Source organism: Bacillus cereus group sp. N14 (genome assembly GCF_016483555.1).
Lineage (GTDB): Bacteria > Bacillota > Bacilli > Bacillales > Bacillaceae_G > Bacillus_A > Bacillus_A wiedmannii.
In genome coordinates, this window is record NZ_JAEHBQ010000024.1 from 22564 (window position 1) to 47734 (window position 25171).

Here is a 25171-nt window from a genome sequence, read left to right on the forward strand (position 1 = left end):
CATTCCATTTTAGTATGTTTACATTTAGTAAACGAAATAAAATCCCTCTAGGTATTATACTTTTTTCAAAAAATTTGTTGTTCTTTGTTTTGCCCAGTTGATACATTTCTTTTCGATTAAATGATACGAAACTATAGAAAAAAGGAGTGTCATTGTAATGCACAAAGTAAGAAGGAATAAGATAGGTATCTTTGTATACAAAAGTTTAAATAGTATCATCATGATTGGAAAATGACACAAATAAATACTGTATGAAATTTCTCCTAAATATACAAACACACTCTTATTTAAAAATGCTTTTACTTTAAGGTTACTCATGGCCATTATAATAAATATACTAACACCCATTACGACACCCCAATCTTTTAATAAGAAAGTAGTATCATTACGGGAAATACCATAAATTAAAATGGAATATAAATATAAAATAATCCCTAGTGCAATAAGAAATCCTTTATTAAATTTTTTCATATTCCTATATGAGTAGATAAGTTTTTCCTGATGCTTAAAAAGTAACATCCCAACCATAAACATAGATGTAAAATGCAGTGTATCAGCATAACCATTATAAAACCCCTCAGCTTTCCCAATATGCAACATATTAAGAAAAACACTAATGAAAGAAAAGCTCAAAGCAAATAGTATCGTTTTCTTCCAACTCAGTTTATAAAAAAGAAGGAATAAGAAAGGAAACACAATAGATATACGCATTTCTTGAGCCAATGACCAGATAACTGGATTATAATTTTCCGTAAAAAAGTTATTAAGAAGCACAAAATGGTTTATAATATCTAATTTTGTTATAGAACCTTGCCACCTATCATAGAACCAATCCCGTAGTCCTACCACTTCATAGGGTGAAAATAAAATAAATAAAGCAAAGGTAATGATTATCCAAAAATAATAAGGGATATAGATTCTTACAAATCTCTTAATTAAATATCCCCAATAATTTGTTTTTGAATGATAAAGTGCCATAGATAACACAAAACCACTTAGTACATAAAAAACGATAACAGCTTCCCCACCCGCCCATAAAAATCTCAGCGGGGAAAATTTAATAGAATTAGGCAACGATGGTAGCATTAAACAAAAATGTCCAAATACCACGGTAAGTGCTGCTAACCCTCGTATGGAATCTAATTCTTTTATTCTCTTACTCATAAAATGTTCTCCTTGTAAATTGTAGATTTTGCTGTTCATAAAGGCCACTATATGAATGTAGTGGGAGAATTGTACATATTGTTTCTTTAAATTCCTAATATAAGCAGTACAAAGTTAATTTGACCTCCATTTCTTTATATACATAATTTAAAACAAAATATTTAATACAAAGAAAAGATTTTATTAAATTTTTATAAAATCTAATTACAGAAATACGTACCGGATATTAATTTTTTATTGTCATTTGATGGAATAGCGTGTGGTTTTTCATCATGTAACTTTATTAAACTAACCTTGCACCTGAACCCTTTAAATCGAAAGATTCATAAAAAACGCCATCCTTTCTGTATATTTCTACAAAAAGAATAGCGTTTTTTAATTTATGGACACAAATTTATGTTAGCTTTTTACTATATCAACCGCACTATCCCATATACCGCTAAAGAAAGATCCAATTTGGCGCATAAAACGTGTAAACCAATTTGCTTGTTCTACATCAGATTTTGTTACAAGGTCTATTTGTAATGATTTACCTGATAAGAACCCAGGATCTGTATTATCTTTAGGCGAGATAATCATTTTACTTATTGTTACACCTTTTTTAATAGGAGCTTCTTGTTCTTTATTCGATACTTTAAATTCTTTTTTATAAACATCTTTATTGCCCTTTGGCATTGGAAGTGAAACAGCTTGCTTTGTTTGAACTACTACATCTTTGTCTTTCGCATTTGCAACTCGCAAAGTTTCATGCCCTTTTACTACTGAATCTTTTCCGTAGATATTCTTCACTTCAAAATTCGCAAATCCATAATCATATAATTTCTTTGTTTCATCAAAACGTGCTGTATGAGAGTTTGCTTTTATTACTACAGAGATTAGACGCATACCTTTTCTTTCTACTGTACCAGTGAAGCAATCACCGGCTTCTGGAGTAGTTCCTGTTTTCAACCCATCTACACCTTCGTATTGCTTAATTAAACCTTTTAACATCATGTTAAAATTCACCATATCAATTGGATACTTGCCACCCTTTTGGAATGTTTTTTTGGGGATTTTTGCTGTATCTAACATTTTTGGAAAATCTCGAACGAGACGTTGTGCTAAAATCGCACAATCTCTTGCGGACATTTTATTGTTCTCGTCTGGAGTTGTCCCTTCTGGATGATGTCCTTTTAAATCATAGTTTGTTAAGCCTGTAGAGTTTACAAATTTATAATTTTTCATTCCAAACTCTTTTGACTTATCATTCATCATTTTCACGAAATCGGCTTCTTTTCCCGCAATTTCTTCAACTAAAGCAATTGTTGCACCATTTGCAGAGTAAATTGCCATTGCCTCATATAACTCTTTTACTGTATAAGAGCCACCATTTTCTAATGGAACGTTTGATAATGAGCGATCTTGTGAAATCTTATATGCATATTCAGAGATTTTAACTTTTTGATCCCATTTAAGTTTTCCTTTATCCACCGCTTCATGAACTAAGTATTCACTCATCATTTTTGTCATACTAGCAATTGCTAGTGATTCATCCGCATTTTTTTCATATAAAATTTTTCCGGAATTTGCTTCTACTAAAATTGCTGATCCTGCTTCTACGTCTAAAACAGGAACTGTTTCCGCTGATGCGCTCCCAGATGTAACAACTATGCTACAAAATAGTGTAAGCACTGTTACTATTACAATGAATTTTTTGTAAAACATACCTTTCAATTCTCTTACCTCCAATATCTTTGTACTCAAAAAAAAAACGTTATTCTAGCATAATTCCTATAAAAATAGATAGTTTTATCAAATTCTATATACATATAAGACGTTAGGATCGCTTTCATATAGACCATCTCACACTTTTAGGCGCACTGATACTTTGTATTCCTACACGCATCCCTATTATTAATACCCTTGTATTTTTCAAAATGATCCGTACTTTCATATTTTTTAGGATTACAATGAATAGACAATCTAAATAATGCGTTTGTTCCACATTTACAAAAAATAAAGCCAGTGTATCCCGATTAAATATCGAGACATACTGGTTTTATTAGCTATCAAGGATTTTAATTATTGAATTCAGCTATTTACTATACTCATACCAGAGATGAATTTTCCTTAGTCTAGACTATTCATTTTTTATAATAAAAAACTACATCCTATATAGAATGTAGTTTTTTCACAGATCTATCTATTTTTTACTTCCTTTTTATAAAAATCATATAATAATTCAATAGATGAACTAGATAAAATAGGAATTGCCTTCTCAACTAATTCTCTATCCCAATCAAACCAACGCATTTCCATTAGCATATTTATTTCTGCATCAGTGAACCGTTTCTTTATTTCTTTAGTAGGATTTCCGCCCACTATTGTATACGGCGGAACATCTTTACTTACGACAGATCCTGCTGCAACGATTGCACCTTCACCGATTGTAACGCCAGGCATAATAATAGCATTCATTCCAATCCAAGCATCACTTTTAATGACTGTATCGCCCTTCGGTTCATATGAATGTTCAATTTGCTCAGCGAATGGATATACTGTAATCCATTCTGAGTGATGATTGTGATTACCACCCATTAAAATGACTACTCCACTGGCAATACAAACATAGTTCCCAATAATGAGTTTATCAAGATGCCATCCCATCTGTTCAATTGGATTGAAAAGTGCACGGGACTTAGCATCCCCCCACAAATACCTTACACAGCCATCTTCAAAATTTTGATGACCGTAATACCCTGAATAATAGGAGTACTCTCCTACTTCAATGAGTGGATTTGTTACTATATCTTTTAAATACTTCGTTTCTGACCAGTGATTAAATAATGGATGCTTCATAACTTTATTCCTCGCTTCTAAGTATTGTAGATCTTTGTAATTCACTTAGAAGCTTAATACGACTGCTACATTTTTTAGCTTTCTCAAACGACGAATCATTATATTCAAGCCTTTCTTTTATAATAAAAAATCATAACTTGATAATTTACATAAGTCAAATTGTAAAATTATATACCCAAACTTAAGATGTGCATTGAAATTTCAGTTTTAAAATAATCATGTTTTCAAATAATAAATCGCAATTACATATAATAAAGATTTATTAGCTATATCTCTAACTTCTTTCTTATATTAGCCTTCACTCCCTCGATATAATTTTATTATTTATTAATTTATCTGATAAATATATAAATGTTAATATGATTATAGAAGATATTATCACCCATTAGATTTCACAGCTAGTTTTTCACAAAAACGATTTCTGAATCCTTAAGTAAATAGGAGGTTTAGAACATGAAACTTTTAAGGCAATCAACAATTATTGGTGCATTGATTGTTGGAGGATTTTTATTTTCGAATACAATTAGTACAATCACACCTGTGTCTGCTGAATCGCAATTTACACAAAAAGAATCACGATTTTTAGATAATTGGCAGTGGCAAAGCTATTTTTTATTACATCATAATGCAGATTTTATAGAAGAGTTAGCAGTTGGTGCCTTAAAGCATGGAGATACATTCGATGTTACTATATATACTGGTGGTAAGGATACTGGTATTGTAAAAATATATCAATTGAGTGAAAATGAAAATAATGAAATAAACTTGCATAGATATAAAACCATTTATGACTCAGGTCTAAAACATAATTATGGTAGATTTGTAACACCTATTACTAAGGTTTATAATCCAGAAACATATGTGGCCGTTATGAAACTTGGAGAAAATTATTATTATGGGGGCAGCTTTAAAATCTCAAAATAATTTACGTTTATCTCACCAATAAATATTGGATACCATTGTTATTAGACAAAAACTATTTTAAAAGCTTCTCTGCCTTATATAAGGAGCTTTTTGATTGTCTGCCCTTTTTAAGGTTAGAAAAATCCTTACTTTCTTTATAAATTAGCATTTTTATTCACGAACCGTTTTCACTTCTTTATGCCCTACAATTCGATATGCAATATTGCATATTTTATATGTTCATTCCTTAAACATGCGATAATTTATTTATATAAAGGTTTAAAATTAATATTGGAAGGAGAATATTACATGTCTTTCTTTTCTTGGTCTCCTCTTATTTTCTTAATAGTTGTCGCAATTATCATTTCTATTCAAAAGGCTAAGAAACAATAATTTATTATTTGGAGGTGTAATAATGTCATTTGCAGCATGGAGTGCAATTTTTATGACTTTAATCGGAGCAGTATCCGGAGCAATCTTAGGTACAATATCCTCTAGAAATAAAAGTAAAAATTAAATACTAACGTAAAAAAGAATTTCTAATAAAACTCTATACAAAAAAGTAGCCTATAAAGTTTTATAGGCTACTTTTCATTTCATCCATATTATTTAGCTAATTCTTTCGTACCCTTCATTACATCAACGAAGAATCCCCAGTTATTCACAACAGAAGAAATACTAATATGTTCATCTGGTGTATGAACGTTAAAAATGTCTGGACCAAATGAAATCGCATCTAAGTCAGGCATCTTTTGAACGAATGCACTACATTCAATACCTGCATGTACAGCGAAGATTTCAGCATCCTTGTTGTATTTTTCTAGATGCACTTTTTCAAACAAATTACGAATTTGTGAATTCGGATTGTATGGCCATTCTGGATACTCTGACTCTATTTCAAATGTTGCACCAACTAATTCGGCAATACATTTAATTTCATCTGCAACATGTTGTTTTAAACTACTGACAGAACTTCTCACTTCGTTACGTAATTTAATTTCATTTTGCAACGTTTCAATAACGCCTAAATTTGTTGAACTTTCTACTAGACCTTTAATATCCATGCTCATACTTTGAATACCATTCGGAATTAAGAATAATGATGAAATAAGTTGCTTTTGTGTCTCTTTAGCAAATACTTTTTCTACTTTCTCATCCAATTTTGTAAGAGTTACATGAACATCTGGATCAACAGCACGCATTTCTTCTTGTAATACTCTTGTCCATGATTCTAGTTTTTCTTCTACTTTCTCTACATCTTCCGTACGCAATACAATTGTAGCCACACTTTCACGCGGAATTGCATTTGTTTTTAATCCGCCGTGAACCTCACTTATATCAAATTGGATATTTGCTGATAAATCTCGTAATACTCGTCCTAATACTTTGTTCGCATTACCGCGTTGTTTATCAATTTCCATACCAGAATGTCCGCCTTTTAAACCACCAACATATAGACGGTATGCATCCGTATTCACTGGCGCTTCATCCCAAATTACTGGAATTGTTTCTACAGCTTTCGCACCACCTGCGCTACTTACAAGTAATTTATGATCTTCTTCAGAATCGATATTTATAAAAATCTTTCCTTCAAAGTGATTTGCATCAACAGCGAAAGCCCCGCCCATTGTCGTTTCTTCTTCAGTAGTAATAACTACTTCAAGTGCTGGATGCGAAATGTCTGATGCATCTAATAAAGCCATTGCATACGCAACTGCAATTCCATTATCAGCACCTAAAGTCGTTTGATTTGCATATAACATGTCCCCAATGATTCGTAATTCAATTGGATCTTTTTCAAAATCATGTACGGTTGCTTGATTTTTTTCACATACCATATCCATATGGCCTTGAATGATAATAGCTGGTACATTTTCATAGCCAGTAGTTGCGTCTTTTTTAATAATGACATTCATTGCTTCATCTTGAATCACTTCTAAGTTACGCTCTTTTGCAAAACCAACTAAATAATCACTAATTTCCTTTTCATTACCAGATCCTCTAGGAATCTTTGAAATTTCTGCAAAATGATAAAATACAGGGTGCTTTGTTAATTGTTCTAAAGTAGAATACATTTTTAAGCTCCTCTCAAAATGACAAAATAATATGTAAGTCTGCTATCATTATACCATGATTCGTTACTTTCCCTTTCTATTTCATCCTTTAAAATCCACCCTTTAAATATTTAATCGTATAAAAAAACGAAAGAAAATGCACTATGCATTTTCTTTCGTTTTTTTTGCTCTCATATATTTTGAAGTACCATTATTCATTAATTTCTCTAACCGATTTATATTTTCCGTTAATGCACCTTTCACAAGAGAGAAATCTGTATTTGGTTCTTCTTTTTTTTCTTTAAAAAATGAAGACTTTTGTACGTTTACTTCAGCCATCTCTTCTCCCCCTTTTCAAAAAGATACAATCTTCTATTTATATTATATCGCAAATGTAGACAGCGTGTACACGTATCATTTTCTTTTTAATTCTTCTTCTAATTCTTCTACTTGCTGTAATGTATCTCCTTTTATTAACGAGAAATCTGTTGTATCTTCATTATCTTCTTTAAAAAAATCATTGTCATAATCTTTTATCATTACAATCACCTCTACGTGCTAGTGTAGGAATGATTGTCCGATTTTATACAAGTCCTTTATGTATAAGTGAAAAGGACAGAAGAAAATCCTGTCCTTATTTACTAAAATAACTATGATGTATTGTTAAATTATATACATTTTCAAAATCTCGATCTTGCAGGTTATTTTTCTTCCCATCAATAACAATGAAAACATCACTCACCATTTTTGCTGGTATTATTCCGACATTTTCTACTTGCACCGCTTTCTGCTCATTCAATTGCTCAATGTGTTCTAACGGAACGATAATACTAAATTGAGAACGGATACCACGAAAGTTTGTATTTAATTCCTTTGCCGCTTCAAATACAACAATTTTCGCACCAATCTTTTCTCCGTACGAATCTAAAAATGCGTTTAAGCTCTTTGTATATTCCTCTTCCGTATGCCATTCCATTGTACCGAATACTGCTGGATTGACATTTTGAATAATTGTTGTGTATATTTCTCCTCTTGCTTTAGAAGCAATTAATGACCGTTTTATCGATTGAACAGTCTTGCCGATATCGCTAAATTTCGCTCCCCATATTTCTGAAATATTTGGTGTTAAAATAAATGCGATATCAACGAAAATAACCATTGCAGTGAACATTAAAAGATTTTTCCAGAGGGTTAAATCAATTCCTTTTATCATGAAATACACGGTGACTGATATTATAAACAACCCATACCAAGTCTTTCTAATACGTTGCTTTTTCTCCTCGTACAACTCTTCGTTTCTCCAGTAAAAGAACACAAGAACGAGAAAAACGATTGCTAAAATAAATAAGCCGATTCGAATGTTAGAGATCACCAATGACATCACCCTCCATTCAAAAACTACTCACGATATCATTACATGCACAAGCAGCTCTCTTTATGACAAAAGACGTGGACAAGCTTCTAAATTTAGCAATATCGCATATACATTAGAAGGTGCCACGTCTTTTATCATGAATCTACATTGTATATGTAGACAAGCATGCGTTTCAAATTTTCATGTTAAAAAGAAATATGTTTCGGAATTTCCCCTTCTGGTACTTCTCCGTCCATACTTAAGTAATAATGACGAACCGGACGTAAATCATCGTCTAATTCATAAACGAGTGGAATGCTCGTTGGAATATTTAATGAAACAACACCATCGCTTGAAAGGTTATCTAAGTATTTCACTAGCGAACGAATCGTATTACCGTGTGATGAAATAATTACCTTTTCACCATTTTTTAATGACGGTGCAATTTCTGAATGCCAATAATCAAGTACTCTTTTCTCCGTATCCACTAAACATTCAGTCAATGGAAACTCACCTTTTTTAAGTGCTTTATATTTTGGATCATTCATTTCATATCTAGGATCATCCTCAGTAAGAGCAGGTGGTCTTACATCAATACTTCTTCTCCAAATATGAACTTGCTCCTCACCATATTTTTTCGCAGTTTCATCTTTATTCAACCCTTGCAATGCACCGTAATGTCTTTCATTTAGCTTCCAAGATTTATGTACTGGCACCCAGGCAAGATCCATCTCATGAAGTACAATCCATAAAGTCCGAATTGCTCGTTTTAATACAGATGTATAAGCAACATCAAAAGTATATCCGTTTTTCTTTAATATTGCTCCTGCTTCTCTCGCTTCACTTAATCCATTCTCTGATAAATCTACATCTGTCCATCCAGTAAAACGATTTTCAAGATTCCATAAACTTTGTCCGTGACGAATAAGTACAAGTTTTATCATAATAATTCCCCTCTCGGAAATGTGAATTTTATTGTTCCATTGCGTACACGTATAAAGTATCTAGTAATGTATCTTTTTATCCATTCACTCTATGACCAATCCATAGTTGCCAAATGTATGGATAAAATTTGTTCTTTTTCAAACTATAAAAACAGATATATTTCTTATTATTTTTGATCGATTACAACTTCTCGTTTTGATATCCAAGCATCAAAACCTGATCGACTATTTGCCATTTCATTCATAACTTGATGCCAATTTTCTTCACACGATTCACCAAATTTCGAAAAAATAACACTCATTTGTTGTCTTTGAACATCGCTCAGTTTTTTCTCTAAATCTACACCTATTTCTGTTAAAGATAACTGTTTCACACGGCGATCATGTGTAGCTTCATTACTCTCAATTAAGCCCTTTTCCACAAGTTGTCGTAGTGGTCCGTGAAGAGCTTGTTTACTTATTTCTAGCAGTGATAATAACTCATTTACACTTATCCCTGGAAATCGTGCGATAAAAAATAAAATTCGGTGATGTACTCGTTGTATGCCATACTCTTTTATAATTTCATCTGGCTTTTCAGTAAATGTTTTATATGCAAAATAAAATAATGCTAATGCTTCATTCATCTGTTCTTCTTTATGTTGTGTCATCTACTTTCCCCCTGTATGTAAATTATACCACAATCTAGTATTGAATATTTTAACGACCACATTAGAACTTCTATAGTTTATTGAAATATTCAATGCACAATTAGGAGAGGATTCATTTGAAATCGCAATATACTATAAGTACATATTTATTGGATAGACTACACGAATTAGGAATTGAACATATATTTGGGGTTCCTGGTGATTATAACCTTGCCTTTTTAGATGATGTAGTAGCACATGAAAATTTAAAGTGGATTGGAAATTGTAATGAATTAAATGCTGCATATGCAGCAGATGGGTACGCTCGCATAAAAGGAATCGCTGCTCTTATTACTACTTTCGGTGTTGGAGAATTAAGCGCCATTAACGGTATTGCTGGCTCATATGCAGAAAACGTGCCAGTTATAAAAATCACGGGTACGCCACCAACAAAAATAATGGAAAATGGAGAAATCGTCCATCATACGTTAGGAGATGGAAAGTTCGATCACTTTTCCATTATGTATCGAGAAATCACTGTAGCACAAACAAATATAACACCTGAGCATGCAGCTGAGGAAATTGACCGTGTATTACGTGCATGTTGGAATGAAAAACGCCCTGTTCATATTAATTTGCCGATTGATGTGTATAATAAACCAATTAATAAACCTACAGAACCAATTTTATATAAACCGATTTTAAGTAATAAAGAAACGTTGGATAAAATGCTTCTACATGCCAATTCAATAATAAATAACGCCAAAAAACCTGTAATTTTAGCTGATTTTGAAGTAGCTCGATTTCACGCTAAAGAAAATTTACATCAATTCGTAGAAAAAACTGGGTTTCCCATCGCGACGTTAAGCATGGGAAAAGGAATATTCCCTGAAAAACACCCTCAATTTATAGGAGTTTATACTGGTGATGTAAGTTCTCCGTACTTGCGAAAAAGAATTGATGAATCTGATTGTATTATTAGTATTGGTGTGAAGTTAACTGATACTATTACAGGCGGCTTCACACAAGGTTTTACAAAAGAACAAGTTATAGAAATCCATCCCTATACTGTGAAAATTATAGATAAAAAATACGGTCCAGTTGTAATGCAGGATATTTTACAACATTTAAGTGATTCAATTGAGCATCGTAATAAAGATACCCTTGACATTAAGCCATTTATTTTAGAATCATCACCTTTTACTGAAGAGTTCAATCCAAAAGCACAAATGGTCACACAAAAACGTTTTTGGCAGCAAATGTACCATTTCTTACAAGAAAACGACATCTTAATTGTAGAGCAAGGAACACCTTTCTTTGGTAGTGCTGCTATCCCTCTACCTAATAACACTGCATATGTAGGACAACCGTTATGGGGATCTATCGGATATACACTGCCCGCTCTACTTGGTACACAGCTCGCCAATTTATCACGGCGCAATATTTTAATTATTGGTGATGGTTCGTTCCAATTAACTGTTCAAGAGTTATCGACTATACTTCGTCAAAATTTAAAACCGATAATATTTTTAATCAATAACAACGGATATACTATTGAACGTGCAATTCACGGTCAAAATCAACCGTATAATGACATACAAATGTGGGATTACACGAAACTAGCAAACACATTCGGATCAGAAGAAAAAAGCCTAACATGTAAAGTGGAAAATGAAATAGAGTTAGCAGAAGTCTTAACTAAAATAAATTTTAATATGAATCGACTTATCTTTGTTGAAGTTGTAATGAGCCAAGGGGATCAGCCTGAATTGTTAGCTAAACTCGGTGAAAGATTCGGCAAGCAAAATTCTTAAAAAGAAAAAGCGTAACTATAAATAGGCTACGCTTTTTCTTTTTAAATTTTTATTCCGCAAGCGTTAACTGCCAAGACACACCATATTTATCATTTAACCAGCCAAACTTTTTGCTAAATGGATAAGAACCTAAAGGCATTAGTACGGATCCATCCTGCGCTAGTTTATGAAAAACCGTTTCAATTTCTTCTTCTGTCTCACAAGTTACATAAAGAGACATAGATGGTGTAAATGTAAAACCATGCTTTACATAACTATCAATGCACATAAATTCTTGACCATTTAACGTAAAAGTTGCATGAATGACAGAACCCTCTTTACCAGGTCCGTTTTCATCGTAGCGAGAGATACTTACAATTTCTGATTGGTCGAATAGCGACGTGTAAAAATTCATCGCCTCCTCAGCATTACCTTCGAACATTAAAAAAGTTGTAATTTTTTGATTTGTAGTACTCATATAGAGACAACCCCTTGATATGTATTTATGTAAAACATACATTGGCCAAAAATACCGAACGTACATTCCTATAAGTGTATTGTCTATAAAAACGATGCGTTTGTCAATTATCTACTCTCTTATTTCTTCTTAAATAATGCTGTCCAAAGAAATGATTCTCCAAACATAGTATTTGGTTGGTCAATTTGCTTCATCTTTCTAATTTCAATCACTTCAAATTCTTTATATATCTCTCTTAATTTCTCTTCAGAGTATGCAAGACCACCTTGCAGACTCCATCCTCTATATACGTCCCAATCTGATATTTCCGAGCCATTTCGTTCATCTAAATCACCTGCCGCAAAACATGTTAATCCAAAATGACCACCCGATTTCAAGGAGTTTTTAATTAAATTCACATAATTTATTCTTCTATGTGGTGGAATGTGATGCAAACAGCCCGAATCGTACACAAAATCAAATTCCTTTTGAGCCTCTAAATTAAAAATCGAATCACAAATAAAATCGATTTCTATTCCTTTTGCTAACGCCCTCTCTTTCGCCCAATTAATGCCCTCTATAGATAAATCCACTGCTGTTACTTCAAATCCTTCATTCGCCAAATAAATTGCATTTCTTCCTGGACCACATCCAAGCTCCAACACTTTCCCTTTGGAGATCCATTCTTTTTGTATATAGGAAACTAGATTCTCATCTGGAACATTTTCAAAAAACGGAACATCTTTGTCTCTATTCGCATAAAATTCATTCCAAAATGGTTCTGCCGGTCTTAATAATGAATCAAGCATTTTAATAATATCTTCTTGCGTGTGCAACGTTTCATTTTTCATTTGTACCCCTCCAAATTTTAATAGTCAGAAAATTATTATATATCTTCAAGAACCTTTAGACAAAGAAAAAAACCCTACATTTTTAACTCTTTTCAACTTTAGTTTACAAACTGTTTCTGTAAGCGTAGTGTTTCCTTTGTACAACAGGCAGTTAGTTTTATCCATAACAGTACACCTCTGCACAATACACTATAAATTTTCATATAGTGTATTGTGCTTGTCCAAAACGTGAGGTTATTACTCACGCAATCTAAATGAAAGAAAGGAGTGAAAATATGCGCTCATCTAGTCGTAAGCTCACAAACTTTAATTGTGGAGCACAAGCCCCCAGTACACTACCAGCTCTCGGTTTTGCTTTTAATGCTACTTCACCTCAATTTGCAACACTATTCACGCCACTACTACTACCTAGTACGGGACCAAATCCAAACATTACTGTCCCTGTAATCAATAATACAATTAGTACAGGAACTGGTATTAGAATTCAAGTAGCTGGTATTTATCAAATCAGTTATACATTAACAATCAGCCTCGATAATGTTCCATTAGCCCCAGAAGCAGTGCGCTTTTTCTTGACACTAAACTCATCAACTAACATTATTGCAGGATCTGGAACCGCAGTCCGTTCTAATATCATTGGCACTGGTGAAGTAGATGTATCCAGCGGTATCATTCTAATAAACTTAAACCCTGGTGATTTAATTCAAATTGTATCCGTTGAAGTAATTGGTACAGTAGATATTCGTTCTGCCGCTTTAACAGTTGCACAAATTCGTTAATAAAAACAATATGCTTAGCTAATTAACATTTAATGTTCTTTCTACACACCAAAATATATGTTATAGATTTGACTCACATTTATATCAAACAAGCATATTTTATTGTATGGTGACTATCTAGTCATACAAATCTAAAGCGTTCATAAGAGCACACTTATATATGTGCTTTATTTTTTATGAAAATCAAGCTTTAATATAACTATTTTGTTTTACTTTATACTCATCGCTTTTTTGAACATTTACCTTTGTATTGTTATATTTGCTCATTGTTTTTCTCTTTTGTTTTACTAATTAGCTGATTAATTTCACAAACACCTTTTATTAAACACTCCATGTTTCTTCACCCCTTGAATATTTTTCAAATAAAAATACATACTATTTTCAAGCCGCCGTGTCCACGGCTAATACTTCTTTCTTTTGTTACAGCAGAAGCAGGTAGGTTCTTCACTTATCTGCTTTCTCTGTATATTTTTTAACAAATCGATAATAATACCAACAAGCTGTTTGAACTAGCAGCTTCACTCTTCTCGTAATGGGGATGCAAATTATCACAATTAGCTAACTCATTGAACACACTGGCAGACAACCAAAATCGTTGTCTGCTTTTTGTATGAGATTTTTCGTTTTACATATACTACTTTTGAACCTGCAGACCAGTACGAGCCATTTTGGTGCTTGGGATTTCCCTTCCGGGGATAAGTATTTTTTACTTATCCCTTTTTTGTATAGACACGTATATTTAGGGTAAAACTAATTACAAGCAGATTTTCTGTTTATGCGTAGTTCTAAACAAGATTACTTTTTCTCCTATTAAAGGAAGGCAGGTACGACTGCTAGTCCTTTTTTCTTATTTCGTATACTATCCCTTCTATTAACTTCACACTACATTACCTTCATCGTCGTAGTAATAAGCAATTTCCCAATTAGGATGGCCATGGTGCTTCTCGAGTTCCCCATCGAACAAAACTAACAAATTAGTTTTCCAGTTTCCAACGATCATACCCTAATACGAGTTTAATCCTTCATAAACTTCTCTTGTTCCATTTCAATAATTGCGGAATGTGTAATAAAAATATTCGCTCGCTTCAATACCTTTCCTTTCAACTAAAGTGTTCTGCCGAAATAGTAGACATAATAAGTTCCGTTCTTTTTACTGCAGCATAACATTCCCGTACCGTTTGAATATGTTACGAATTTCTTTCACCAAATCTTCCAATTCTTTGTTAGTAAAAGATGTTTTCGTATTGTTATACGAATTGATTTTTCATAATCCGTATCATCATCAGGGGCGCTAGTACAAATTGCTTTCCCTCGATTTTTTTCGGTTAAATATTCTTCATACGTAAGTTGCACTTGTTCTCGAATTACGACATGGTAGTAATACCCTTGCTCTACTGGTTTTGGACTATAAAATTTCCTTTATAAGTTTTAAATACGGTGAATGAAATTTTTGTTTTTTCTTGCCATTATCCTTGTTCTATACAAACAAAAAAAGAGCCACAATATTTTGTGACTCTTTTACAATTATAACTATTTAACGGCCACGTCTTTGCTGACCTTGTTTTGTACTACCTTTTTTATTACTTGGCTTATTAAATGATCGATTGTTATCATTTCTTGAGCTATTTCTCGAATCACGTCTTGATTCACTTCTTGAACCTTCACGGCTATCTCTTTGACGATATTGATCTGATTTCTTCGGAGCTGGCTTTGGTAACGGTTTTCCATTTTCATCTACACGTTTTATCTTCGGTTGTTCAATTATTTCTCTTTGTATTGGTGCACCAAGCGTTTTTTCAATTTCTTCTAAATGTTTTTCATCTTTCGCTGCAACGAACGTAATTGCAAGACCTGATCCACCTGCACGTCCTGTTCGGCCAATGCGGTGAATATAACTTTCTACATCTTCAGGGATATCAAAGTTAAATACGTGCGTTACACCATCTACATCAAGTCCACGAGCTGCTACATCAGTCGCAATTAAGTACTGAATTTTAGCTTCGCGGAAACTCTTCATGACTCTTTCACGTTTCGCTTGAGGTATATCACCATGAAGTTCAGCACAATTATAACCTAGTCCTTTTAAATTATCATAAAGCTTACTTGCTCTAACCTTTGTACGACAGAAAATAACTGCTAAAAATGGCTGATCACGATCCATAACAAAACGAAGTGCATCTGGCTTTGCACGATCTGTCGTCTCAATGACACGCTGCTCAATTGTATCTACCGTTACTTCTTCACTTTGTACTTGAATCATTTGCGGCTCATCCATATAACGTTTCGCCAATTTTTTAATATCTTTTGGCATCGTTGCTGAGAATAACATCGTTTGTTTACTACCAGGTGTCTCATCTAAAATATCTTCAATATCGTATAAGAAACCGAAATAAAGCATTTGATCCGCTTCATCTAGTACAATTGTTGAAAGATTACTTAAATCAATTGTTTCACGACGTATATGATCTAATAATCGTCCTGGTGTCGCAACAACGATATGTGTATTACCTTTTAATTTTCTTAATTGTTGTGCTACATCTTGCCCGCCATAAATCGCTAGTACATTAATATCTTCTCTTTGAACAAGCATTTTTTTAATTTCAGTTGTAATTTGCAGTGCTAGTTCCCTTGTCGGTGCAACAATTAAAGCCTGAACATCACTACACTCTGGATCGATTTTTTCTAAAATCGGTAACACGAATGCTAACGTTTTACCCGTTCCTGTTTTCGCCTGCCCAATAATATCTTTACCTGACATAATAACAGGAATTGCCTGCTCTTGAATTGGTGTTGCTTCTGTAATTCCATTTTCACGTAATGTATGATTAAAAGTTTCACTAATTCCTAATTCTAAAAAGTTTTTCAAATAGACCACTTCTTTTCCTTATTTTTCACATTAGCTTTCATTGTACCATTTGTTTCGCCAAATATGAAAAATAAAAAAATTCTTATCTTCTTTTTTTATATTCATCGTGTACTAGGTGGACAAATTCTTTTTGTTTTCTTTCCGATTTTAATAACCCTTTCATATTAGCCGGAGACAAAATGTACTTCTTAATTTTTCTATTGTATTTGTATTTTTCATAGTTGGACGCCCTCTCTTCTTTTCATGTAGGGAATCCACGCCTTTTAAATCATATACTTCCTGCCACCTACGAACCGTTCCATAAGACGGGATATTAAAAATAGCCCCTGTTTCTCTAATATATGTCCCTTGTCTATCCATATAATTAATTACATCCAGTTTATAATCCAGGGGATATCTTCTATAGCGTTTTTCACCTACCGCATTATATTGTTTAATCCACTGCTGGAGTACACTCGGATGAACCTTTATGGATCCCGCAAGTCTTTTCACTCCGTCACCTTCATCTGAATATTTTTTTACTACCTTTACTTTTTCTTCTAGTGAGAATTTAACTATAAAAAAGTACACCTCCAATTGTTGTTTGTGTCTAACAATTGGGGTGCACATCCTAAGATTCGGCTTTTTTACTAGTAATAATATCAAAAAAACAAGTGCGATCCTGTGGTAAAAAACATCTGTACAGATTAAAGCACTATTTAACGGATCTATATCAATCACAGTCATATATCCATTGAGCAAATAACCATCCTCATAATATGTAATTAGTATTTCTTATTCAGATAACAATGAGCATAATAATATGTTTTCTATAAATTCCTTTTCCTCCTAAGTTTGTGTTTACCACTCAACCACTCTTTCTTGGACATGCTTCTGTTAGCGACTTCTAGCCCTATCAGTGTATGCTCACAATAGGTTGTCAATTGCTAGTACCAATTCATTTTTCGCGAATATTTCCCTTTGCATCTCACTATATTTAAAAAGAGGGGGTTACATAATGATAGATAACCACATGGAGTTACTATGTTTTTTGGACGACCTGGAACAACTCATTCATCAGCATAATCAAAAAGAAAATAAGTTGATACGTAATGCATCTAAAAAGCTCGGGATTATTAGTAAAATAGAAAAAATGCGTGATGAGACTTTGGCTACAGTGATAGAAGAAATTGTATCTTCTTCTATCACTGGCGAAGATATTAAATTGGATAGCGCTTATTTCCTAAATGAGCAACCAGAAAACAACAGACAACTACGTATAGTTATAAATCATCCAATATATGGAGAAGATATTGTAAGCTGTCTACAAGAGATTAGGGAGAACTATCAAACATGTGCTCAACGAATTGAAGATGAATTAAATTTCTCTGTAGAAATTAGAGTAACTTTTTCTAGTTACGAGAGCATGTGTTCTTCCTCCTATGTGGATACTAGCCCTGTATATGAAGATATATTTGGGGTTTTAACAGCTGAGGATATTTGTGACGACTAAACTACTGAGTAATTCCAACAAAAACGCAAGCAATATGCTGCGAATAAAAATATTAAGTTAATTGATGGTGATAAGCTCATTCACATGATGAATTCATGAAGCCAGCTCTTTTAAAGACTTGGCTTTTTTCTTATAAAAACATTTTTTATGAATTAATTAGAATTGCAGAATCTATGAATTAAAAAAACGATCTTTTCGATATGGGAAAGATCGTTTTTTATTATTTTATACAGTAAGCTTTCCTCCATGATAACAATAATACGTTGCTACTTTAAGGTTTTTAATTCTCTTTAAAGATTCTTCCGCTTTTTCTATATCTAAGCAAAAATTCGGATTAGCTATTACTAATTCATTATTATCTTGAACGGCCGCATCCCCTGTAATTACACAATTTAAATTTGGAAAATATAATGAAATATGCCCCGAAGTATGTCCTGGGGTCGCTACTATTTGACATTCATCATTCAAAATCATTTGGCCATCATGTACTTTTTCATCGACGGAAATATGTCTTATATTTTTTAACTGTTGGATAAACCATTTTCCAAATTCTTTTTCTTCATTTAGCATACGTTCTAACATTTCTTCTGCTTGAACTAATCTCTCTGATTTTATATCGCCATTAATATAGTTGGATTCAATTTCACTAGCAATAATATTAATGTGAGGATATTTCACTTTGAAATCATATAAAGCCCCTATATGATCGTCATCATAATGAGTAATAATTATATTTTTTAAGTTTTTCATCTCATACCCATGTTTTAATATTACATTTTCAATTAAAGGTAAAAAACTCGTATATCCTGTATCGACTAATGTTAATTCATTATGTACTATAATTAAACTTGGATAAATACATTGCTTTTGCCCGTTAAATTCGAATTCAATTGGTAGTTCTATTATTTTCATTTTTCTTCCCCCATACTGCTTTTAAAATGCATAATAATAATTAAATCATCCACATACATTTTACAATATATATACTATGTAACAAAACACTGTGAGTGGTTACATAACCAACATTCTATTATTTTGAACAGGTAATTCCCTATTTTTATGGAATATACAATAAGAAAAACAATAAAATTGATTATTTCCCTACTTCTTTGTCTATCCTTTTAAAAAATCGATGTTTTTGTAAAAGGAGTGTTTATATGGAGAAACAGACACTTTGGAAAAAGTTCAAAAAAAGCTCAGCAAACCTCGGGAAATCTAGCGTATATGAAAGTATTATTTTATACTACACAATGAGAAAAAAAGAGTTACCTACTAAAGCGAAATTTATAATATTAGCCGCTTTATCTTATTACGTATTAACCATTGATTTCATTCCAGATATAGCTGCTATTATTGGGATTGGTTTATTGGATGATGTTTTAGCAATTGCTATAGCGCATAAATTTGTAATGAGGCACGCAGACGCTGAAATTCGAGAAAAGAGTAAAATCAAAATGGAGACATTATTTACTTCAACACAGGCATAATTAAAAAGAGCTAAGACCATTCCTCTTAGCTCCTCATTTATAAAACTATATTTTTTAAATACTATTTCACTTCATTCGCTACAAAAAACTGTTCACAAACACTCGAAATACGCTGTAAGTCTACGTTTCCACCAGATATAACCGCTACTACTTTTTTCCCTTTAATATATGTATCCACTTTCCCTGCAAGTAGAGCAGCAGTAGCTAATGCGCCAGCCCCTTCTACAACAGCTTTACCACGTTGTAATAAATCTTTCATCGCTACTTCTAGCTCTTTTTCTGATACTGTTACAATATCATCTACTAATTCTTTTACAATTTCAAATGTTAGTTCCCCTGGTATTTTAACTGCACAACCATCTGCAATAGTAGGTGCCTCATAATGTTCTACTATCGTACCTTTGTCATAAGATGCCTTCATCCCATGAACATTATCTGCTTGTACACCAATTATATCGATTGATGGATTAAAAGATTTCAATGCTACAGCAATACCAGAAATAATTCCGCCTCCACCAATCGGTACAATAACAGTATCTACATCCCACATATCATCAAGAATATCCAAACCAATTGTACCTTGACCAGCCATTACTTCTATATCGTCATATGGATGTAAGTATGTTTCCCCTGTTTCCCCTATTATCTCTTCACATTTTGCTTTTGCATCATCAAAAGTTTCACCATATAAAATCACTTCTGATCCATATCCTCTAGTTGCTTCAACTTTCGCCTGAGGTGCAGAAATTGGCATCACAATTTTACTCTTAATACCAAGTAAATGAGCTGATAAAGCAATTCCTTGTGCATGATTACCAGCGGAACAAGCAATTACTCCTCTCTCTTTTTCCTGATCTGTTAGCTGTGACATTTTATTAAATGCACCTCGAAATTTAAAAGAACCCGTTAATTGCATATTTTCTAATTTCAAGTGAATTTCTCCACCTGTTTTACTAGTCAAATAAAATGATTTTACTAAAGGCGTTTTACGAGCATTTCTGTCTAAAATGGTTTGAGCTTTTTTAATATCGTCTATATGTAACGGTAGTTTTTTAGTTATCACACTAACACCTCTTCCAATGGTCTATTCCTAAGTTTTCGTATGTAGCAACTCCTTTATACGAAACCATCTATATTAAGAAAAAGTCTTTATATATGTACCCCACTCTGTAATACACACATTTGCAAACAATTTAACATCCTCTTCGTATCGCGTTCTTTATAATCATTTAAACATGCAATTTGGATCCAATTATTCTTTTGTAAATAAGATGACTCATAATGAACAATGTATCCTTGTAACGCTAACGCATCGCCAATCTCCTTAGAAGACTGATTTTCATTTAATTGAATGGTAACTATAATTGGCGCGGCATGTTCTTTAGGTGAAACAAGATTTAAACCCATATTAGTAATAGCTTGTTCAATATATGCATACGTCTCGTTTATTTTTTCAAATGCTTTTGCATCTTCAAATCTCTTTAATGCTTCTTGCAGTGCATAAATTAAATTCCATGAATGAGAATATGGAATACTGTCATTTTCTTCGTACATGCCAATGTCCATATAGGCCGGTAATGCCTCATTTACTTTCACATTGTGATTATAAAAAACGAAAGATAATCCAGTAAACGATTTAATTGCCTTTCCACTTACACCGCTTGCAAAATATACATCTTTCAAATCTATCGGTATTGCTCCAATTGAGCTAATGCAATCTACACATAGTTTCACTTTATACTTTTCACAAAAAACATTTAGTTCGTCTAAATCATTTAACATTCCGGTTGATGTTTCATGGTGAACAAACCAAAGCCATTCATAATTGCCAGTTTCCATTATTTGTTCTAATTCTGTATAAATAAACGGTTCTCCCATTTCTTTTTTATACGTATCAAAATGTAATTGCGCGCGTGCTGCATGTCCAACTAATCTATTACCAAATTCCCCATTTGTTAATACTAGTCCTTTCCCTTTTAAAGAACGTAACTGTAAAGCAATGGCATCATTTGCTAACGTCCCTGTTCCTAACATAAGTTGTACATGCTTTGCTTTTGTCATGTGAAGTAACCGTTTTTTCACATTGTCCATCGTCACTTGAAATGACTTAGAACGATGCGAAATAGGCTTAGTAGAAAATGCCTTTCGAACATTCTCTTCAATATCTACTGGACCAGGTAAAAACGTATATTCTTTCGTCATAATTCCCCCAACACTCGATGCTTCAAACATAGCAGGGGTAACATACATTGGCTGGAAGGCTGCTTCTTCTGTACCAACTAACGTATGGAAAGATTTGAATCCCATTTGCTCATATAAAGGTAGTTCACGTGTTGTAGCAGAAATGAGTGCCAATTCATATCCATTTAGAAGCAAATAACGATGTAAAAAGCGAATTAAACCTAACAACGCTCTTCCATTTCTATATTCACGTTCTACTGAAAGTAAACGAATTTCATATACGTTTTCTCCATGTTCTTGCAAATAATAATCTAGATTTGGAATTTTATTGTCTAACGAGAATGGTCGTTTTCCTCGCAAAGTAACCATACCTACTAACTTATCGTCATCTAAACAAATTAAATATGTATTTTCTTCATGGAAACGATCTATACGAACACGCTCTTTCGTTTCTTCATGTTGCGGAATTTCTTCTACAAATGTTTTATAATTCAACTTATGTATACTTTCAAATTCCCAAGCTTGATCAGCAACTTTATAAATTAACCCCATGTTGTATCTCCTTTATGTATTTAATAAAAATTATAAGTGGAGATTAACTCCACTTATAAAAAGTTCATTTCATTCTCGATTTACATATAAAATAAGTACAATTATAAGTGCACTTAAAATAGTCGTAACAATAGAGTAAGAATACAAAATCATGCAAACTGGTAAACAAGCGATTGTAATTAGTCCTGGCTTAGTAAATCCTTTAAAGATTAAATAAAATATAATGAAAACAGCAACGAGGGTAAGCGCTATTAAATAATCAAATGCAATTAATCCTCCAATAAATGTTGAAATGCCTTTTCCACCCTTGCCTTTAAATAAAATCGGGTAAATATGTCCAAGTAAAACAGCCAGTAAAGCTAACATTACAAATGTAGAATCTTCAAAAAGGTATTTTGCAATAGAAACTACGATTGCCCCTTTGATCGCATCACCTAAAAATGTAGCGACGAAATACCCTTTTCCATATACGCGCCCCATATTTCTTGCGCCAGGATTACCGCTTCCTTCCTGCCGAATATCAACATTATGTTTCCATTTCGTCACTATATAAGCGTTCAATATGTTTCCAAATAAATAAGAAGCCACCAAATACAAAAATTGCATACTATTAATCATGTAATCATTCACTTTCTACATGGGAATACATATACAATATTCAAGAACTATGTATATTGTACTTTTTTATCCACATCCCTTTATACATTTTAACATCATATATTTACAAATCATACAAAAATTCTCATACAGCTATTTATTAAAAATATATATTTTTCATTAAATAATATGTTCCTTTCACTGCTGTTTCTGATTGTGATACAAATGTAACTTCTCCTATACTCTTCTCACAGCATGTCTTAAATTCACCATATATTTCAGGAACGAAATGCAATATGCTGCCACTTACTGCAATTGAAGTTGATAAATCAAACTGCATCTTATTGTAAATATTCACCGTAATTCTCGTTAATTCCGTAGCCGCTTGCAAAATAATTTTAAGTGCGTCATCATTCCCATTTCTCGCTTCCTCAATAATGAATGGTGCAATTGCTGCAACTTTATCTTTTGAAAAACTATATACTAGTCTTTTTATATGAGACGACGTCAAAAGTTGAAACGCATCTTGAATCCTTAAGCTTAATGGGCAAAGTGCAACCCCTTGATCAAATTGATTTGCCATTCTCTTTAAACCTTGTAACGCAATCCAATATCCACTTCCTTCATCACCTAAAATATGTCCCCATCCACCGCTATACTCGTACACTTCTCCTTTCTTTCCTAAACAAATCGCGCCTGTACCGCCAATCGTTAAAATTCCATCCTTCCCTTTTAAATTAGCTGCATGTGCAATCATCGCATCATTAAATACTTCAATTGGTGTTCCGTACTTCTTTTTTAGACGTAATGTTAATTCATTTGTATTTGCTCCACTTACACCCGCTAATCCTAAACAAATACAAGCGCAATCCCCATTTAATAAACCTTTTTGACATTGATCAATCACTTCCATAATATGAAAAAGCGCTTCTTCAAAATCTATTAATATATTTCCAAAACCACTTGTAGCCCTTACAAGTTCATTTCCGTCTTGATCAAATGCAATTGCTTCTGTCTTCGTTCCCCCGCCGTCTACTCCAATCATATACTTCATATGTTCGCCTCATTTTCATCATCTTATTGGAGGGAATGTTATATTCCCTAAAACTACAGATTGCTTTGCACCTGTTGCACTTGGGACATTACTCGGATTACGATGATGCGTTTCGTTTGCTAAAATGGCAAAGGCGATTGCTTCTTTCGCCTTTGAAGAATAACCTATATCTTCTTGAAGGAATAATGCACATTTTTCTTCTTTCAATCCATTCCGTATCATTTCAACGAGTGTACGATTATAACTGCCGCCACCACCTAAAATCACTTCATCGATTTCATAATATGGCAAAATAAACTCCTTATAATGATAAACAATTGAACTTGCTGTAAACATCGTGACAGTCGTCACTATATTTTCTTTACTATGCTTTTCCAATCGCTTCAATAATTCACTGACAAATTCTTCTCCAAACTGTTCTCTACCAGTTGATTTCGGTGGATTCATTTTCAAAAATGGATGGTTCATACAATATGTCAAAATTTCTTCTACAACTACTCCCTGCTTTGCAAGCTTACCATTTTGATCATATGGCAACTGAAATAACCTTTGACATACTTCATCAATTATCATATTCCCTGGACCAGTATCAAAAGCTATAACGCTCTTATCACTTAGTTGACTTGGTATTATGGTAACATTACCGATCCCGCCAATATTTTGTAGTAGTCTATTTTTAGTTGGATGACGATACAAAATAATCTCTGAATATGGTACAAGTGGTGCACCTTGTCCCCCTGCTGCGATATCCATTGTTCGAAAATTAGAAATAACCGTCGTATTTGTTTCATATGCTATAACTGCTGGTTCTCCAATTTGCAATGTGGAAGGAATCATATTACCATCGTGCTTTGGCTGATGATAAATCGTTTGTCCGTGAGAACCAATTAAATTTAATTGTCCCAAAGGAAAATTGGCCTCTTTACAAACTTCCCTTACAGCATTAGCGAAGCATAAACCGAGTTTGAAATTTAAACTGCATATGAGTTGTACATTTGAATTTTCTATTGATAATGCCTGCTGGATCTCATTTTTCATATCATTACAAAATGGAACTGTAATAAAATGGATGAGTTTGACCTTAGACTCTACACCACTCCCCTCTATATGAACGAGTGCTACATCTATTCCGTCTAACGAAGTACCAGACATTATCCCTGCAATATACATAACATG

At 33.1% G+C, this 25171-nt stretch carries 23 protein-coding genes and 2 pseudogenes; 5 read left to right on the forward strand and 20 right to left on the reverse strand.

Annotation, left to right across the window (positions count from 1 at the left end; genetic code table 11):
* Nucleotides 1–54: 54 nt before the first annotated feature.
* From JDS82_RS24580 to JDS82_RS24590, 3 genes are all read right to left on the reverse strand, one after another.
* On the reverse strand, nt 55–1203 hold the full coding sequence (locus JDS82_RS24580; protein ID WP_199714108.1) for an acyltransferase family protein: 1149 nt from the start codon (nt 1201–1203) through the stop codon (nt 55–57).
* A gap of 360 nt (nt 1204–1563) precedes the next feature.
* Nucleotides 1564–2877: a D-alanyl-D-alanine carboxypeptidase family protein gene (locus JDS82_RS24585; protein ID WP_275952019.1), complete on the reverse strand. Its 1314-nt coding sequence runs from the start codon at nt 2875–2877 to the stop codon at nt 1564–1566.
* A gap of 465 nt (nt 2878–3342) precedes the next feature.
* Entirely contained in the window at nt 3343–4002 is a 660-nt protein-coding gene (locus JDS82_RS24590; protein ID WP_199714109.1) for a CatB-related O-acetyltransferase, read from the reverse strand.
* Between the two features lie 453 nt (nt 4003–4455).
* Here JDS82_RS24590 and JDS82_RS24595 point away from each other — a divergent pair, with 453 nt between their 5' ends.
* Nucleotides 4456–4926, forward strand: a complete 471-nt coding sequence (locus JDS82_RS24595) for a DUF5065 family protein (RefSeq protein ID WP_199714110.1) — start codon at nt 4456–4458, stop codon at nt 4924–4926.
* 584 nt (nt 4927–5510) lie between these two features.
* Here JDS82_RS24595 and pepD read toward each other — a convergent pair.
* The 6 genes from pepD to JDS82_RS24625 all read right to left on the reverse strand — a co-directional run bounded on the left by pepD (nt 5511) and on the right by JDS82_RS24625 (nt 9907).
* Complete coding sequence (gene pepD / locus JDS82_RS24600) at nt 5511–6980, reverse strand: beta-Ala-His dipeptidase (RefSeq protein WP_199714111.1); 1470 nt, start codon at nt 6978–6980, stop codon at nt 5511–5513.
* Nucleotides 6981–7121: 141 nt separating this feature from the next.
* Nucleotides 7122–7298, reverse strand: a complete 177-nt coding sequence (gene spoIISB, locus JDS82_RS24605) for a stage II sporulation protein SB (RefSeq protein WP_000852619.1) — start codon at nt 7296–7298, stop codon at nt 7122–7124.
* 75 nt (nt 7299–7373) lie between these two features.
* Nucleotides 7374–7499 (reverse strand): hypothetical protein, encoded by a 126-nt coding sequence (locus JDS82_RS24610; protein ID WP_000588712.1) that lies wholly within the window; start codon nt 7497–7499, stop codon nt 7374–7376.
* Nucleotides 7500–7593: 94 nt separating this feature from the next.
* On the reverse strand, nt 7594–8331 hold the full coding sequence (locus JDS82_RS24615; RefSeq protein WP_116480647.1) for a type II toxin-antitoxin system SpoIISA family toxin: 738 nt from the start codon (nt 8329–8331) through the stop codon (nt 7594–7596).
* A 188-nt stretch (nt 8332–8519) separates the two neighbouring features.
* The gene (gene gpmA, locus JDS82_RS24620) at nt 8520–9257 is read right to left on the reverse strand and encodes a 2,3-diphosphoglycerate-dependent phosphoglycerate mutase (RefSeq protein ID WP_064449141.1); all 738 of its coding nucleotides are present in this window, start codon (nt 9255–9257) and stop codon (nt 8520–8522) included.
* Between the two features lie 167 nt (nt 9258–9424).
* Complete coding sequence (locus JDS82_RS24625) at nt 9425–9907, reverse strand: MarR family winged helix-turn-helix transcriptional regulator (RefSeq protein WP_000191899.1); 483 nt, start codon at nt 9905–9907, stop codon at nt 9425–9427.
* 116 nt (nt 9908–10023) lie between these two features.
* On the opposite strand from JDS82_RS24625, the gene JDS82_RS24630 reads away from it, so the two are divergent.
* The gene (locus JDS82_RS24630) at nt 10024–11700 is read left to right on the forward strand and encodes an alpha-keto acid decarboxylase family protein (RefSeq protein WP_061672559.1); all 1677 of its coding nucleotides are present in this window, start codon (nt 10024–10026) and stop codon (nt 11698–11700) included.
* Between the two features lie 49 nt (nt 11701–11749).
* Here the strand turns inward: JDS82_RS24630 and JDS82_RS24635 are convergent, their stop codons facing one another.
* The gene (locus JDS82_RS24635; protein ID WP_048561897.1) at nt 11750–12157 is read right to left on the reverse strand and encodes a VOC family protein; all 408 of its coding nucleotides are present in this window, start codon (nt 12155–12157) and stop codon (nt 11750–11752) included.
* A 119-nt stretch (nt 12158–12276) separates the two neighbouring features.
* Complete coding sequence (locus JDS82_RS24640; protein WP_199714112.1) at nt 12277–12987, reverse strand: class I SAM-dependent methyltransferase; 711 nt, start codon at nt 12985–12987, stop codon at nt 12277–12279.
* A 275-nt stretch (nt 12988–13262) separates the two neighbouring features.
* On the opposite strand from JDS82_RS24640, the gene exsF reads away from it, so the two are divergent.
* Nucleotides 13263–13766, forward strand: coding sequence for an exosporium protein ExsF (exsF, locus tag JDS82_RS24645; RefSeq protein WP_064056605.1), 504 nt, complete (start codon nt 13263–13265; stop codon nt 13764–13766).
* A gap of 1534 nt (nt 13767–15300) precedes the next feature.
* On the opposite strand, the gene JDS82_RS24650 is transcribed toward exsF, so the two are convergent.
* The 3 genes and pseudogenes from JDS82_RS24650 to JDS82_RS24660 form a co-directional block, all read right to left on the reverse strand.
* Nucleotides 15301–16641 carry a DEAD/DEAH box helicase gene (locus JDS82_RS24650; RefSeq protein WP_199714113.1) on the reverse strand — a complete coding sequence of 447 codons (1341 nt, stop codon included), beginning with the start codon at nt 16639–16641 and terminating at the stop codon, nt 15301–15303.
* 180 nt (nt 16642–16821) lie between these two features.
* Nucleotides 16822–17190 (reverse strand): annotated as a pseudogene (locus JDS82_RS24655) (helix-turn-helix domain-containing protein); the annotation flags it as partial.
* A 66-nt stretch (nt 17191–17256) separates the two neighbouring features.
* Nucleotides 17257–17460: pseudogene (locus JDS82_RS24660) on the reverse strand (YolD-like family protein); the annotation flags it as partial.
* Nucleotides 17461–17629: 169 nt separating this feature from the next.
* Here JDS82_RS24660 and JDS82_RS24665 point away from each other — a divergent pair.
* The gene (locus tag JDS82_RS24665; protein WP_199714114.1) at nt 17630–18124 is read left to right on the forward strand and encodes a hypothetical protein; all 495 of its coding nucleotides are present in this window, start codon (nt 17630–17632) and stop codon (nt 18122–18124) included.
* A 225-nt stretch (nt 18125–18349) separates the two neighbouring features.
* Here JDS82_RS24665 and JDS82_RS24670 read toward each other — a convergent pair whose 3' ends face one another.
* Nucleotides 18350–19036 carry an MBL fold metallo-hydrolase gene (locus JDS82_RS24670; RefSeq protein ID WP_199714115.1) on the reverse strand — a complete coding sequence of 229 codons (687 nt, stop codon included), beginning with the start codon at nt 19034–19036 and terminating at the stop codon, nt 18350–18352.
* Between the two features lie 245 nt (nt 19037–19281).
* On the opposite strand from JDS82_RS24670, the gene JDS82_RS24675 reads away from it, so the two are divergent.
* Nucleotides 19282–19611, forward strand: coding sequence for a YkvA family protein (locus JDS82_RS24675; RefSeq protein WP_199714116.1), 330 nt, complete (start codon nt 19282–19284; stop codon nt 19609–19611).
* Nucleotides 19612–19672: 61 nt separating this feature from the next.
* On the opposite strand, the gene tdcB is transcribed toward JDS82_RS24675, so the two are convergent.
* The 5 genes from tdcB to anmK form a co-directional block, all read right to left on the reverse strand.
* Complete coding sequence (gene tdcB, locus JDS82_RS24680; protein WP_199714117.1) at nt 19673–20674, reverse strand: bifunctional threonine ammonia-lyase/L-serine ammonia-lyase TdcB; 1002 nt, start codon at nt 20672–20674, stop codon at nt 19673–19675.
* A gap of 86 nt (nt 20675–20760) precedes the next feature.
* Nucleotides 20761–22344, reverse strand: coding sequence for an aminotransferase class V-fold PLP-dependent enzyme (locus JDS82_RS24685; protein ID WP_088091433.1), 1584 nt, complete (start codon nt 22342–22344; stop codon nt 20761–20763).
* Nucleotides 22345–22413: 69 nt separating this feature from the next.
* Nucleotides 22414–22962 carry a glycerol-3-phosphate 1-O-acyltransferase PlsY gene (gene plsY / locus JDS82_RS24690; protein ID WP_199714118.1) on the reverse strand — a complete coding sequence of 183 codons (549 nt, stop codon included), beginning with the start codon at nt 22960–22962 and terminating at the stop codon, nt 22414–22416.
* A gap of 139 nt (nt 22963–23101) precedes the next feature.
* On the reverse strand, nt 23102–23995 hold the full coding sequence (locus JDS82_RS24695; protein ID WP_199714119.1) for a BadF/BadG/BcrA/BcrD ATPase family protein: 894 nt from the start codon (nt 23993–23995) through the stop codon (nt 23102–23104).
* An 18-nt stretch (nt 23996–24013) separates the two neighbouring features.
* Nucleotides 24014–25165 carry an anhydro-N-acetylmuramic acid kinase AnmK gene (anmK, locus tag JDS82_RS24700; protein ID WP_199714129.1) on the reverse strand — a complete coding sequence of 384 codons (1152 nt, stop codon included), beginning with the start codon at nt 25163–25165 and terminating at the stop codon, nt 24014–24016.
* Between the last annotated feature and the right edge of the window lie 6 nt (nt 25166–25171).